15 protein-coding genes and 1 pseudogene are annotated in these 14,073 nt (G+C 53.8%); 6 read left to right on the top strand and 10 right to left on the bottom strand.

Annotation, left to right across the window (positions count from 1 at the left end; all coding sequences use genetic code 11):
• Window positions 1-228, top strand: a pseudogene (locus ROA7450_RS21320) (hypothetical protein); the annotation flags it as partial.
• Window positions 229-590: 362 nt separating this feature from the next.
• Here ROA7450_RS21320 and ROA7450_RS16005 read toward each other — a convergent pair.
• A complete protein-coding gene (locus ROA7450_RS16005; RefSeq protein ID WP_085806945.1) occupies window positions 591-1,454 on the bottom strand; it encodes a LysR substrate-binding domain-containing protein in 864 nt (287 codons plus the stop codon).
• Between the two features lie 93 nt (window positions 1,455-1,547).
• On the opposite strand from ROA7450_RS16005, the gene ROA7450_RS16000 reads away from it, so the two are divergent.
• From ROA7450_RS16000 to ROA7450_RS15990, 3 genes are read left to right on the top strand one after another with little or no spacing between them, the layout of a single operon-like run.
• Window positions 1,548-2,639: an NADH:flavin oxidoreductase/NADH oxidase gene (locus ROA7450_RS16000; RefSeq protein WP_085806944.1), complete on the top strand. Its 1,092-nt coding sequence runs from the start codon at window positions 1,548-1,550 to the stop codon at window positions 2,637-2,639.
• A gap of 2 nt (window positions 2,640-2,641) precedes the next feature.
• On the top strand, window positions 2,642-4,696 hold the full coding sequence (locus ROA7450_RS15995; RefSeq protein ID WP_085806943.1) for an NADH:flavin oxidoreductase: 2,055 nt from the start codon (window positions 2,642-2,644) through the stop codon (window positions 4,694-4,696).
• Window position 4,697: 1 nt separating this feature from the next.
• Entirely contained in the window at window positions 4,698-5,459 is a 762-nt protein-coding gene (locus ROA7450_RS15990) for an NAD(P)-binding domain-containing protein (protein ID WP_085806942.1), read from the top strand.
• A 349-nt stretch (window positions 5,460-5,808) separates the two neighbouring features.
• On the opposite strand, the gene ROA7450_RS21315 is transcribed toward ROA7450_RS15990, so the two are convergent.
• The 9 genes from ROA7450_RS21315 to ROA7450_RS15950 form a co-directional block, all read right to left on the bottom strand.
• Window positions 5,809-6,192: a transposase gene (locus ROA7450_RS21315; protein WP_234999560.1), complete on the bottom strand. Its 384-nt coding sequence runs from the start codon at window positions 6,190-6,192 to the stop codon at window positions 5,809-5,811.
• 24 nt (window positions 6,193-6,216) lie between these two features.
• Window positions 6,217-6,849 carry an IS110 family transposase gene (locus tag ROA7450_RS21310; RefSeq protein WP_234999559.1) on the bottom strand — a complete coding sequence of 211 codons (633 nt, stop codon included), beginning with the start codon at window positions 6,847-6,849 and terminating at the stop codon, window positions 6,217-6,219.
• 631 nt (window positions 6,850-7,480) lie between these two features.
• The gene (locus tag ROA7450_RS15980) at window positions 7,481-8,041 is read right to left on the bottom strand and encodes a TetR/AcrR family transcriptional regulator (protein ID WP_085806941.1); all 561 of its coding nucleotides are present in this window, start codon (window positions 8,039-8,041) and stop codon (window positions 7,481-7,483) included.
• Between the two features lie 73 nt (window positions 8,042-8,114).
• A complete protein-coding gene (locus tag ROA7450_RS15975; RefSeq protein WP_085806940.1) occupies window positions 8,115-9,065 on the bottom strand; it encodes a quinone oxidoreductase family protein in 951 nt (316 codons plus the stop codon).
• A 73-nt stretch (window positions 9,066-9,138) separates the two neighbouring features.
• A complete protein-coding gene (locus ROA7450_RS15970) occupies window positions 9,139-10,134 on the bottom strand; it encodes an MBL fold metallo-hydrolase (protein ID WP_085806939.1) in 996 nt (331 codons plus the stop codon).
• A 317-nt stretch (window positions 10,135-10,451) separates the two neighbouring features.
• The gene (locus ROA7450_RS15965; protein WP_085806938.1) at window positions 10,452-10,895 is read right to left on the bottom strand and encodes a DMT family transporter; all 444 of its coding nucleotides are present in this window, start codon (window positions 10,893-10,895) and stop codon (window positions 10,452-10,454) included.
• Window positions 10,896-11,142: 247 nt separating this feature from the next.
• Window positions 11,143-11,709 carry a carboxymuconolactone decarboxylase family protein gene (locus ROA7450_RS15960; RefSeq protein ID WP_085806937.1) on the bottom strand — a complete coding sequence of 189 codons (567 nt, stop codon included), beginning with the start codon at window positions 11,707-11,709 and terminating at the stop codon, window positions 11,143-11,145.
• A gap of 139 nt (window positions 11,710-11,848) precedes the next feature.
• Window positions 11,849-12,268 carry a nuclear transport factor 2 family protein gene (locus ROA7450_RS15955; protein ID WP_085806936.1) on the bottom strand — a complete coding sequence of 140 codons (420 nt, stop codon included), beginning with the start codon at window positions 12,266-12,268 and terminating at the stop codon, window positions 11,849-11,851.
• Between the two features lie 81 nt (window positions 12,269-12,349).
• Window positions 12,350-12,883, bottom strand: a complete 534-nt coding sequence (locus tag ROA7450_RS15950) for a TetR/AcrR family transcriptional regulator (RefSeq protein ID WP_085806935.1) — start codon at window positions 12,881-12,883, stop codon at window positions 12,350-12,352.
• A gap of 221 nt (window positions 12,884-13,104) precedes the next feature.
• Here ROA7450_RS15950 and ROA7450_RS15945 point away from each other — a divergent pair, with 221 nt between their 5' ends.
• Complete coding sequence (locus ROA7450_RS15945; protein WP_143534493.1) at window positions 13,105-13,440, top strand: hypothetical protein; 336 nt, start codon at window positions 13,105-13,107, stop codon at window positions 13,438-13,440.
• A gap of 90 nt (window positions 13,441-13,530) precedes the next feature.
• Window positions 13,531-14,004 carry a nuclear transport factor 2 family protein gene (locus ROA7450_RS15940; protein ID WP_085806933.1) on the top strand — a complete coding sequence of 158 codons (474 nt, stop codon included), beginning with the start codon at window positions 13,531-13,533 and terminating at the stop codon, window positions 14,002-14,004.
• The last annotated feature ends 69 nt before the right edge of the window (window positions 14,005-14,073 follow it).

The following is a 14,073-nucleotide window of genomic DNA, read 5'->3' as shown; positions in this document are numbered from 1 at the left end:
CTTGAAATGATGGAGCACAGTCAGCCCGCCAACCAAGACACCCCGTCGAATGTCCAGGACACCTTGTTGTCCGAGAACCCGTATGGGACTTGGCCTGCGGAAACCATCAGGGCCAGCGGCCGCGTGCGCCGCGCAAACAGGCCGGACACACGTCTGCTTCTGACCAGTGCAAAATTATTTCAAAAATGTCTTGCTATGCAGGGGCTATCCACACAGGCCATTCAATAACATAGATTTGGCCAGAACCGAATCCGCACCTTAGCCGCAGTGAGAACAGACAGGCAAAACGCGGACAAAGCTGTTTAGCGGGTTTCAAGTTGCAACGAGCGTTTTGCGCACGACTGCAAACGCGGCAAGCACTGAGGACGCAAATTAGACTAACCTTTCAGTCGCTGGATGTAAGGCGCAGTAATAGCAATCGTTCTGACATGCCTGCTTAAGCCACCAAATTGCGGGTCTTGATTGTTTCTAGGTTGACGGATTGGCAGCATCGTCGGTGAAACTTCGATGAAGGGCAAAAGAGGGTCAGTTGGTCTGATTTTCAACAACTGGAAATTACCAAAAAAATGTCACCAAACAGGCTAGCATGTTCACAGGTCTGCTTCATGATTTAACCATTGCAGGAAGATAGAGATTGCTTCGTCCTCTGATGTTGAATTTGTGAGCAAGTAATATGCGCCTTTTTCGCGTTCTGGCCAAAGTTCGTGAAGTGCACCGCTTTCAAGTTCTTCCGAAACCCAGTCGCAGACAGTATACGCCACAGCATCTCCACGCTTCAGGGCCTCAATGATCAGATTTCCGGGCATTTCCGAAACCCGGTCCGGTAGGCAGTGTTCCAAGCCGCGCCGGCGAAACCAACCGCTGATCTCAGAAACGCCGAGTTCTTGAAGCCACGGCAAGTGCGATAGAACATCTGGCGTCCAAGGTTTGGGTGGAAGTAATCTACCGGGGCATAGGACATTCAAAGTGACCGTTTTCACAGGTTCGGTGCCTGGTGGTAGATCTTCAAATTTGCAGTACCTAATGGCCAGATCGAAATCCGGTCGTTCCATGGAGCGTGCTTCTGCGGTCAGGTCCAGTTGGATTGATATTTCCGGATGCACTACCTGAAACTTCGAAATGCGCGGCAACAACCAATGAGTCGCAAAACTTGGCGAGGTGGTGACACTCACCGTCTTTGAATGGGCGCGACGTGTAAGCTTTGCTACGCCTTGTTCTATATGGGCGAGGCCATCCAGAATGGCGCGCGACAGAATTTGACCATCATCTGTTAACAATACACCACGCCCATATTTTTGCAGCAGTTTGGTTTCAAGAAACTGCTCTAGGCGTCTTACCTGCTGTGACACAGCGGCGGGAGTGACATTAAGGACTTTGGCCGCCTCTGCGTAACTCCCTTTTTGAGCAACTCTCGCAAAGGCATTCATCGCGTTCAGGGGCGGCAATCTATTCATTAGAATTTCTAACCAATCAGGATTATTATTTTCCTAGGAGATTTCGAACAATTGGTCAACAAATACGCGTCCCACTTACAAGGCAATCCGCAAATGCTCCTCACACCGCTAAAGATCAACAACGTTTCATTTAAGAACCGAATTGGCATGTCCCCAATGTGTCAGTATGCCTCGACAGACGGTGTCGCTTCGGATTGGCACATGGTGCATCTCGGCGCGCGCGCCGTTGGCGGTGTGGGGTTGATCATGGCGGAATGCACCGCTGTTTCCCCGACCGGTCGTATCTCAAACGGATGTGCCGGATTGTGGAACGACCGACAGGCTGATCGCTTGGAGCCTATTGTAGCCTTTCAAAAATCCTTCGGCGCAGTAACTGGGATTCAGATTTCGCATTCGGGGCGAAAGGGAAGTGCCGCGACCGCACTGGAGGGTGGAAGTCATCTTGATGCAAACGATCCGCTGGGCTGGGAGACCGTAGGTCCAGTAGATGTGGCCTTTGACCCGGATGGGACGCGATTGTGGCAAGAGCCGCGCGCACTTTCGATACCTGAGATTCGGGATATTCAGGCACAGTTTGTCCGTTCCGCGGAGTTGGCGCGTGATGTTGGTTATGATCTTCTTGAGGTCCACTGCGCGCACGGCTATTTGCTGCATTCCTTCCTGACAAATTTGGTGAACACGCGTGCGGATGCCTATGGTGGAGACCTCAAGTCGCGCGCGAGGTTCTTGCTCGAAACGGTCGAACATGTTCGAGCGGTCTGGCCGGAGGACCGGGTGTTGTCTGTTCGCCTGTCGGTGCATGACTTCGCTGTGGGTGGTTTGACCCTGCGTGAAACGGCACAAGTCGGAACTTGGTTGAAAGAGCGCGGGGTTGATATTCTCGATTGCTCGGGTGGTGGTGCAGTGCCAGAGGCGCGCGGAGCGATTGGAAACAGAACAGCTGAACAACCCGAAATGGCTGGCGAAATACGCAAAGAGACAGACTTGCCTGTGATGGCAGTTGGCGGAGTTACGACACCCGAACAAGCCGAGCATCTGGTTGCGAACCACAAGGCTGACATCGTTCTTTTGGGCCGCGAAATGATGCGCAATCCACATTGGGCTTTTACTGCGGCACAGGCACTTGGGGCAGAAACCCGGCATGTTTTGGCGGAGCAATACGGATTCTTCGTAGGGAGTACCTAAAGATGGCAGGCACCAGCAAAGACCCACTTCTGCAACCCTATCAACTCAAACATCTTACACTCAAAAACCGGATCATGACGACCGCACATGAACCGGCCTATCCCGAAGACGGCATGCCAAAAGATCGCTATCGGGCTTATCATGAGGAACGCGCGCGGGCGGGCGTCGGGCTTGCGATGACGGCCGGGTCTGCCGCGGTGTCCCGTGATAGCCCGCCGTCATTCAACAACGTTCTTGCATACAAAGACGAAGTGGTTCCGTGGATACGCAATCTGACTGATGCATGTCATGACCACGGCTGCGCGGTGATGATCCAGCTGACGCATCTGGGTCGACGCACCGGGTGGAGTTTCGGTGACTGGCTGCCTTCGGTTTCTTCGTCGCATCATCATGAAGCCGCGCATCTCTTTCATCCCAAGTTGATCGAAGATTGGGACTGCAAACGTATCATCACCGACTATGCTGACGCCGCCGAGCGGATGAGGATCGGGGGGATGGATGGGATTGAAGTTGAGGCTTATGGCCATCTGCTGGATCAATTTTGGTCACCGCTCACCAACGAAATGGAAGGGCGATATGGGCCGCAATCGCTGGATAGTCGTATGCAGTTTTCAGTCGATGTGTTGCAGGCCATTCGCGAGCGTGTCGGCTCGGACTTTATTGTCGGCATCCGCTTTACTGCCGATGAAACCGAAGAGCATGGGATTACCCCCGATGACGGGCTTGAGATAGCACGGCGCTTGAAAGATGACGGTTTAGTGGACTTTCTAAACGTCATTCGCGGACGTATCCATTCCGATCCAGCCTTGTCAGATGTCATTCCATTGCAGGGTTCCAAGAGCGCGCCACATCTGGATTTCGCTGGTCGCATTCGAGCCGAAATTGGCATGCCGACTTTCCACGCCGCACGTATTCCAGATGTCGCGACCGCCCGGCATGCGGTTGCTGAGGGGTTGTTGGATGTCGTGGGGATGACCCGCGCGCATATGGCCGATCCGCATATTGTGACCAAGATCATTGAAGGGCGTGAAGATGATATCCGGCCTTGTGTCGGCGCGACCTATTGTTTGGACAGAATATATCAGGGCGGCGAGGCGCTGTGCGTTCACAACGCCGCGACGGGTCGGGAATTGTCGATGCCGCATGTGGTGTCCAAGGCGACACACCGGAAGAAAGTTGTGGTTATCGGCGCTGGCCCCGGCGGGCTGGAAGCCGCGCGTGTCGCGGTCGAGCGAGGGCATGAAGTTATCGTTTTTGAAGTGGCCGCAGACCCAGGCGGGCAGGTGCGTCTGACGGCTCAATCTCCTAGACGCAAAGAAATGATCGGCATCATTGACTGGCGTATGTCGCAATGTGCCGCGCTTGGTGTGGAGTTTCGTTTCAACACATGGGCCGAAGTATCTGATGTCACGGAACTCGATCCAGATATCGTTGTTGTGGCTACTGGCGGATTGCCGCAGCTACGCCTCTACGAGCAGATGGAGGATACCAAGGACGTGATCAGTTCCTGGGACATCATCTCGGGGGACGTAAAGGCCTCTGGCGACGTTCTCATTTTCGACGAGGCAGGCGATCATGCCGGTTTGCAGGCCGCTGAGATCGCCGCTGGTTCAGCGAGCAACGTAGAAGTGATGACGCCCGATCGTTCTTTCGCACCGGGCGTGATGGGGCTGAACCTGGTTCCTTATCTGAAAACTCTGCAGGAAAGCGATGTGACCCTTACGGTTGCGCGCCGGATGTTTGGACTGCAACGTGACGGCAATCGACTGTTGGTTGAAGCAGGCTCTGACTACACTATGAAACGCACGACACGGCCCTATGATCAGGTTGTCATCAACTACGGCACGTTGCCGAACGCTGATCTTTACTTCGACCTCAAACCTTTGTCTCGCAACCTAGGCGAGGTTGATCATGCAGCCTTGCTTGGGGGGACTCCCCAAGCCGTTTCTCACAACAAAGATGGCCGCTTTTCATTGTTCCGTATCGGAGATGCGGTTGCGGCCAGAAACATCCATGCAGCGATCTACGATGCACTGCGGCTAATGAAGGACTTATGATATGAAACTTGGTTTTATCGGATTGGGCAACATCGCAAGTGCAGTTGCGACAGGCGTCGCTCGCGATGGACATCAGATTTATGTCAGCCAACGTGGGGCTGCCCATGCGGCCAAGTTAGACGACCAGTTCGACGCGGTAACCATTGCGGATAATCAAACTGTTCTCGACAATAGCGATGTTGTCTTTCTGGGCACGACAGTGGAGGCAGCCCCGGATGTCTTGAAACCTCTAGAATTCAGACCGGATCAAAAAGTGATTTCGTTCATGGTCGGCATTTCCACAAAGGACATTCAATCCCTTATCGCGCCCGCCAAATTCGAAGCGATCATGATTCCGTATCCGTCAATCGCTGAAGGCGGTTCGCCCTTAATGGCCTACCCTCAGTCAGACACAATCGACAAACTTGTTGGGAAGACCAACACTGTGGTCTCCCTTTCTACCGAAACCGCGCTGAGTGATTTTCTTGCGGCCCAGGCGATCCTTTCACCGATCGTGAAAATGTTGGCAACTGGTGCTGATTGGTTGGCGGCCAGGACGGGAGACTACCACGGAGCAGAACAATTCCTTCGCCTTCTCGTGGGTGGATCGCTGATGGCAAAGCCGATGACAGAGCTGAACGTGCTGCCCGCGTTGATTGCCGCTCTAAACACCCCCGGTGGCCTCAATCGTCAGTTTCGTGAATACATGGAGGCAGAAGGCGCGTTCGCATCAACGGAGCGTGGACTTGATGCTCTGTCCAAACGGCTATCTGGAGCGGCGTGACCGAAGCGACTTCAGCGGGAGAGATTCGTTGTTTACCCGAACCGTACGTCGTTACCCACACGCATTCGCAAACTGATCGATTTCATGACGCAACATTAGCAACCGATGAAAGCGGTTCTCTGTTTGCGTTGAAGTCAAGGACTTGGGTTATAGGTCATTCGGGGTCGTGGTTCTCTCCGAAGTCGGTTTTACCGCTTCATGATGGCGTCCGGGAGCTGATCGGCCACAATGTCATTCGCGAGGTTGGATGTGTTCCACCTCTACCGCTTCAGACGGGCTTGATCCGCCACCGTCCCGAAGGACGCTGAACCCGCCCATGATCTCTCGGGCAGGTATTCGTTGTTTGTGTTTAGGCCACACCCTCCATGTTTGGATCAAAAACAGTTTCGTTACGCCAGATGCGGTGCATGACGATTGCGATCTTCCTTGCGGCTGCGACGGCAGCCTTTTTGAAGCCTTTTCGCTCGTTCAGGCGCGTAGCCCAGATCAGCAATGGTGATGGCTTTTTGACTTGTGTGATCAAAGTCGTGGCTGCCGAGTATAGCAATCGCCGCAGATCACGATCTCCGCATTTTGAGATGCGCCCCGACCAATCCATTTCACCAGATTGATAGCGGCGCGGCGTGAGGCCAAGGAATGCGCCGACATCTTTTGACTTTTTGAACCGTGCGGCATCATCCAGTGTTGAGATGAAGGCAAGAGCGACGATGGGGCCGACGCCAGGGACTGTCATTAGGCGCACAGCAAGGCTGCTTCCTCACGCGATTGCCCTGAGCTCAGCGTCCATTGCTTCAGCTGCTGAGCATAGTGCCAGATGAATTGGATTAAACATGTCCACCATCACAGCGATGGCAGGATCGACAGCGCCCGCTTTGATAAGTTGATCGCGAAAGCCCTGTCGCATGTTCGCGCGATGCACGCCTGACATGCAGACCCCAAAGACTTTCAAAACACCGCGAACATGCCCCTCCAAATCCTTGCGCATCTTGATCAGACATTCACGTGTGCCGATCAAAACACGAATTCGCTCTGACGCCTCGCTACGGACATGCACCTGGTTGAACCAGCCGGTCCGCGCCAATTGAGCCAGCCCTTCGGCATCGCCACGATCCGATTTGTTAATGCGTCCCGACAAAGCTTTGTGAGCCAATCGCGCATCAATGCAGATGATCGGCAGGCCACGCTTCTCCAACTCGCGGGTCAACCAGATCGACAGAATCCCACTCTCATGGACAACACGCGCAGCATCGGGTGCATGTTTCAATACGAACGCGGCAATCTGATCTGGATCAGACGAAACCTCGCCGCGCGCTGCGATGGCACCGTCGCCATCAACAACACAGATCGTGACTGATTTGACGGAAACGTCGAGCCCTACATAATATGACATGGTCGTTCTCCTCTACGGCTTTCATTTGTGAGGCCAGTTTACTGCACCTCGTTCGCCCGAGGAGAGCGATCACCGCAAACACACCATGTCATTCGCTGCTAAGCAGCAAGTGGGTGGGTATGGGCTGATTGTGTTGAAAAACTCCGGTTTCGGCGCAAATCGGGAGATTTTTTCGTCGCACAGTCCAAATAGCAGATTTTGGCGAGGGGGTCGGCCAAGTCCGGCCTTTAGCTCTGCTGAGCGCCCTCATTATCTCTGAGCCACAATCCAATCTGACTTTCGCAAATCACGTGATTTCGTCGGAAAAACAAGAGCTTCGCATATTGGGGTTTTTCAACACAATCGGCTCCGAGCAGTCATCGGATGCCACGCAGCATCCGCTTTGGGAGAAAACTGCTCTTTGCATAAATCATACCGGACAACTTGGTACAGCATCCACTGGGTCGAGGCTGCGAGTATTCCTATCACAGTGTTCAATTTGTGGAGCGTATCACCGATTCTGTGCAATATTGCTTGAGCATTTGCCAGACTGTTCCGGCTTTTTGATTTTTTTTTCGCTGATGAAAACTTCTTGTCTGGTCGCCCAACACCGACATTCGCCCGGTAACGTGCTTGTTTCTTTCAAGACGGCTCAGTCCGCCCGCAAGAACGCTGCTATGGTATTGCGAAAGGTGATGAGGTTTTGCTCATCATCTTCGATTTTTCTTTTCAGAACGGACCCCTCCAGCGCGGTCACGACAAATTCCGCTAAGGCCTTTGCTGCTTGATCGTCACGGATGCTTCCGTCTTCCTGGCCATGTGCGATGCAGGTTTCAAAATCCGCAATCCAGCTTGCGTACACTTCTCGAAGCGCCTCGCGAAACTCTGGCTCGTTCGCCATTTCACTTGTGAAGTTCCCGACTAGGCAGCCGGACTGGGTTACATTGAAGGCCGCAAGATGCGCGTCAATGCGATCGAGCGGGGTTTGTGTTGGATCTCTGAGGGCGGCACGCATGTCTTCGGATTGACGCCAATAGGTATCCAAAACTTCAAGCCCCAGTTCATCCTTGCTTTTGAAATGGTTGTAGAAAGATCCCTTGGGGACGCCTGCATGATCCACAATTGTTTGCACACCACTCGCATGGTAGCCGAATTCGTGAAAGACGGCCAATCCGGATTGGATGATTTTGTCTTTATGGCTTGGTCTTGGCATCCATCGCTACCTTCTGGTGGACAGGAGCGGGCGTAAACGCACCCGCCCCTGAAGTTTTATGTATACTGTCCCATCACGAGGTGACGAGGACAATCTTTCCTGTGCGGCCACCGGCCTCGATCAGACGGTGTGCTTGGGCAGCCTGTTCCAGTGGCAATGTCCTTTCAACCACCGGTTTGAGCAAACCCCGCGCTGTCAGAGCTCCAAGGCAAGCGAGCCGTTCCGCACTTGGCGTCAGGAAGACCAGATGGATTTCGGCATTGACACCCCATCCATCATAGAGGCTCTGCGGATCTGGCTGGTCCACAATGCTGACAACGCGCCCACCGGCAGCCAAAATGCCGAGGGATTTTTGGATCGTGTCACCGCCGACAAGATCGAGTATGACATCATACCCACCACCGGAATGGGCCGCGAGTTGCTCCCACGCATCGGCGTGGCGATAGTCGACTGTGGTGTCGGCGCCAAGGCTTTGGACAAGTTCCCGCGCATCTTGGCGGCTGGTGGCGACAACGTCGGCGCCGGTCAGACGGGCAATTTGCACCGCGAATAGACCGACGCCGCCGGAGGCCCCGTGGATCAAAACACGATCACCCGCTTTCAGGCGCCCGCGTTCGATTAGGCAGACCCAAGCGGTGCTGGCAGCGATGGGCAGGGCGGCCGCATCCACGAAGGACAAGTCTTGGGGTTTCTCGGCGATCAGCTGCGCCTGCTCGACATGGTATTCTGCGTAGCCCCCTTCGTTAGACAGAACACGGGTGCTGTAGAACACGTCATCCCCAACGGCGAGCGTTTCGACGCCTTCCCCCAAGGCCTCGACCGTGCCGGACACATCCACACCCATTTTGTGGGGTGTTGGCATATAGGCGGCATAGTCACCGCGGCGGGCTTGCGTGTCGAATGGATTGACCGCGGCGGCTTCGACCTTGACGAGGACTTCGCCAATGCCGGGCGTGGGCTTTGGGACGTCCTTGAGTTCGAGGACCTCTGGCCCTCCGTTCTTTTGTACGACAATGGCGCGCATTTCTGAATTCCATAATTTTGTTGGGAGGTGGAAGAGTGCCGACGCTGCCGGCACTCTTCTTTTGGAGAGCAGGTTAGGTGGCGTAACGCCATTCTTCTGGAACCCACTGATAGGAGCCGTTTGCGCGGCGATCCACGTACCCGAAGGATGGGAACGGCAAATGGGTCGCGGTGACCAATGTGCGGTCCTTCGCGGCAACATCAAAAATCGTGCGGCGGGATTTCTTGCCGTCTTCCGCATTTGTATCCCAAATCGCGGATGCATCGGGGTTCGCGAACTGCACCGCCGCGCTAATCACAGCGTCCCCGAGGATCAACAGCGTCTCACCTTCGCTTTCAACGCGCAGGCCTGTGTGACCCGGTGTGTGGCCGGGCAGTGGGAAAGACGAGATGCCATCGCCGAAATCTTTCTCACCTTTGAAGGTCGAGATACGGCCATCATAGGCGGTTTTCCACTGGCGCGCGATGTCAAACCATGGTTTTGCAATGTCGATCGCTTGTGCCTGCCCGGATTCACTGACCCAAAAGTTGAGATCGGCCTCATCCACTAAGACTTCGGCGTTCGGAACAACCACTTCGCCGTCTGGGGTATAGAGGCCGGCAACGTGGTCAGGGTGAACGTGCGTGATCAAGACTTTGTCGATGTCTTCTGGCTTTACGCCAACGGCTGCGAGGTTGCTTTCAAACAGACCGGCATTTGGTCCGAACAGATCTCGTGCGCCGCTGTCGACAAGGATCAGCTTTTCGCCAGAGTTGATCAGGTATGCGTTCACGCCATTGCGCATGAAACCTGTGGGGACGAAAGAGTCGATGAGGTAACCGTCAATGTCCTCTGGGGTGAGATCTGCCCAGATCTGATGCGGGAGGTCAAGGTAGCCGTCGCCGAGAACGGTAATTTCGTAATTGCCGAGCTTGCGGCGATAGACCTGTGGAAGCTGCGCGCCAACAATGGGAGTGGCTGCGCGGGCGGGCATGACAAGAGATGTCGCTGCTGCGCCACCAACCGCAACGGTTGCTGCGCTTGACAGGAATGAACGGCGGTTAAAGAGCATTTTAGATGTGTCTGACATTGGGTGTCCTATCGGTGTTTGGTTGCGAAGGAAGTTTCTTACATATAAATGTAATATGACCGGTCGTCTTAAATTGCAAACGCTAAGTAAGTCTATTTCGTAACAGTTTCGTGAGCCATGAAAGATCACCTTATTAATAACTACTTATGTCAATTACGATCCTGGCGTACGCCTCCCATTAACAAAAGAGACTGGGGCGTCCTTGCCTGCTTGAACGCGAATCCATGGGACACGATTTGGGCCTTGTAAGCACCTGCTGTTTGAACAGTTTGCGAGTTCCACGACCGACACATTGATCTCGCGCGCGTAGAACCTGATCAAACGACCTTACGCACGAGGAATATGCCAAGTGTCATGAGGGCGATACCGAGACCTTTTTGCGCAGTGATTGGTGTTTTGATCGCGCCGAAAAGCCCAAAATGGTCGATGATACTGGTGGATACGATCTGGCCCAGCAAGACGAGAAAAATTGCGTTTCCAAGCCCGATCTTTGGCGTGATGGCTGTCACAGCGAGAACATAGAAGACAACAAAAAACCCGCCCGACATTGAGTAGAGCGGCGGCATGGTTGTTGGTAGTGACGGAAGGCCTTGGACCATCAGATACGCGGTTGAGAGGATGAGGCCAACCAACATCAGAATTGCGGTTGCGAGAGTCGGGCTTGCCAGGCGCGCACCCAATCCTGCATTGATCGCGGCCATAATGGGGACGCCAATTCCGGCTGCGAAAACAATGGAGCTAAGCAAAAACATCTTGATCATCGGAAATGTCTCCTGGAAGTTAGGTGACGGGGTGCGTCGCACTCTTTTTTGGTCCGGTCCATTTTGGTGATCAAAGATAAATCCGTTTGACTTGCGCGACGGGCGACGGAGGTAGAACGCCACGATTGCAGGCGGCATAGGGTTGCCTGCGATGCAGGGGATCACATCCAATCTGTTGCAGAAGGCCAGTGACGTTTTGGAGGCGGAGGCGTCCCGCGCGTGCTTGGGCGCGCGCGGGATCAGGAGTCTAGGCCGCGGCCGATGTTTTGCCCGACCAAACATTTGCCTGGAACGGCGCGTCAAGCGGTGTTTCGGCGATGTGATTGGTGTAATTGGACAGAGTTTTCAGACCTGCGCCCAAGATCACATCGAGAATGTTTGCCTTGGTGTAACCAGCTGCATGAAAAGCATCGAGATCGACTTGATCCACGTTGCCTCGGGTTTCATGGATGCGCGTTGTGAAGACCTGCAGGGCTTGCAGCTTGGGATCTGCGATTGTGGTGTCATTGCGAAGGGCGTCGATCACGTCTGCCGGAACGTTCTGCATTTGAGAAACCGTTGAGTGAGCGGCCATGCAATAGGTGCAGCCGTTTTCCCGGCTTGTCGTCATCAACACGATCTGACGCTCGGTTGGTGTCAGGTCGGTCTTCTCAAAATGACCAGCCAGAACACCATAAGCTTCGACCATGGCCGGGGATTCCGCGAAAGTCGCGGTCAGGTTGGGTAGAAACCCGAAGGCTTTCTTGGTGGCCTCAATGATGGGCTTGCTTGCTTCGGGAGCAGTTTCTTCGGTGTGTACGATCATGTGGGACATTGAATTTTCCTTTTGAGTGGGCCGCAAGAGCCAACCTGCTGCGAAGGGTGAGCAGCAAAGAGTGCCTCGATGACGGCGGGTTGGTGGTGACGTCTGAGGCAGGGGAGCTTTGACCCTCTGGACCCAACGACGTCGGTGATCAGTTTTTGGAGTGAGAGTCGTAGACTTTACCGCTGATTTTCCACGCGCCGTCTTTCTTATAGAGCACAAAGAAATCGGTGAAGCGGTTTTCGCCCCAGTGGATGAATTCGACGCGGGCTGCAGCGGCAGGACCGGAGACATTGATCCATGCGATATGATGTTGAACATCGGGGGCGGGGCCGCCTTCGGAAACAGCGCCTGCGAATGTGTCTACATCCATGTCGTAATGCGCCCCATCCACAGAGCCAGTGACGTAGGCGTGGTCGAGGAAGGCGGTGCGGGACAGAGCGCCGTCGCCCGTTTTTGCAGCATCGATGTAAGGCTTCAACGCCTTTTCGATTGCTTTGTATTCACCAAAGCTTTGTGCTTCGTCTGCTGTGGTTTCGACGCTAAGTGCAGCGGTGATGTTATTAGACATTTCGAATCTCCATCGGAGGTTGAGTTGGCATTGCCAAAGTAATTGACCTACATGTAAGTAGATAGCAAGAACAAAAAAGAGCTAGCGGCTCACAAAACCGTCAAGTGCCCGATTGATCATCGCAGGATCAGCCTCCAAACGTGCAAGCAACACCGAGCCTTCGAGGCTGCTGAGGAACTGAAGTGCACGATCTCCGGGGTTGGGGTCGTTCATTTGAGTGAACTGCTCCGCGAGCCACTCGCGCATATCTCGGAAGTAAAGAGCCAACGCCGTACGCACCTCAGGGCTGACCGTTTCAAACTCGGCGGCCATCATCCCGCACATGCAGATCTTTTCATTCTGAACGTAGCCTTTGAAGTGGTCCATCAGCGCGCCAAGCCGTTCTTGTGGGGTCTCAAGCCTTTGGTTAAAGGCATTGCATGCATCGCCATGCGTCTTGCGGATACGTTCGACAAGTGCCAGAGCAAGATCGGCCTTGGCTTTAAAGTGATAGTGGATGCTGGAGTTTTTCACCCCAATTTCTGCCGCAAGATCAAGGTAGCTGAAATTATTGAAACCCTTGGTCTGAGTAAAGTCCTCTGCCAAATCCAGAATGCGGGTGCGGGTGTCGGTCATTTTCGCTCTCCTTTAAATCTACATTCATGTAGGTAAGGCAAGAGTCAATGGCCAAAAACAAGGTTTGTTGGCGTAGGGAAGACCTAAGCCGGCTCCAGCGCGATCCTAGCGTCAGATCGCAAGGCAATGAACTTTTTGTGATGGCAATCGATTTCGCTATCACATGTATCTACATACATGTAGATCAGAAAATCACGAAAATTAATATCTGGAGATTCGAAATGGCCAGCATCGCAACGCCAAACACATCCGCTGGTGAGAGCGCTAGCTATGCAGAAGTCGCAGCAATCGAGTGTGTTCTGAGATCGTCCTTTGGAATGTCGGAACAAGCGCCGGCGCTTGAAAACGATCCAACGGATGAAGCTTTATATCTTGATTTGAGCGCGGCGATAGCGGGCGCAAATGGCACCGCTAGACCCTGCCCCGACCAACATCATCATGTCTCGCTAATTGATGTCACGGGCCCGTCAGCCGCTGCAATTGTCGAGTTCACGGACTGCAGCGGGGTCTCTTTTCCGACCTATACGTCCTCGAAAAACGCAACAATCAATGGGTGATCCGCCAAAAAGTCTGGGATTCACACGCTCATAGCTGATCCCTCACCGGCAAACCTTAACACCTTAACCCTTCCCCGAAAGGAACGTCCAATGAACCGCATGAAACTCAACAATTTTGCTTTTCTGATTGTCCTCACGTCAATTGTGACGACAGGGCAATTCGCAACAGCTCAGGGTACTGCAATGACCGAAGAAATAGCTTCCTTCGACGAATACGAAGCCATTGAAGAAGCGCTACAGCCCTACATTATTTCCGCACGCACCGGAGATGGTGCTCTGACCCGCACAGCTTTCTATGACCACGCTCACGTTGTCGGCTCCATCGGTGGCACGGTTTACAATATGGATGCGGATACGTTTGCGGGCGCGATCGCCGATGGTGGACCATCAGACAACGTGCGTCACCATATTGCCTGGATCAACGTATCCGGTCCTGCTGCGGCAGCTCGGGTTGAGTTCATTGATTGGGGTGGCAACCGCTTCACTGATTTCTTTGTGCTCTACAAAGAGGGTGACGTGTGGAAGATCAGTGGCAAAGTCTACAACTCCCACACCAATAACTAAAACCGTGACTGAACAGGGCCGACGCTGCCCTGAGTTCCTAACCCCTGCACTGCTATTGATATCTCACTG

The organism is Roseovarius albus, assembly GCF_900172335.1.
Taxonomy (GTDB): Bacteria; Pseudomonadota; Alphaproteobacteria; order Rhodobacterales; family Rhodobacteraceae; genus Roseovarius; species Roseovarius albus.
Note: the sequence above shows the minus strand (reverse complement) of the source record. Positions and strands in the feature narration are given on the sequence as shown.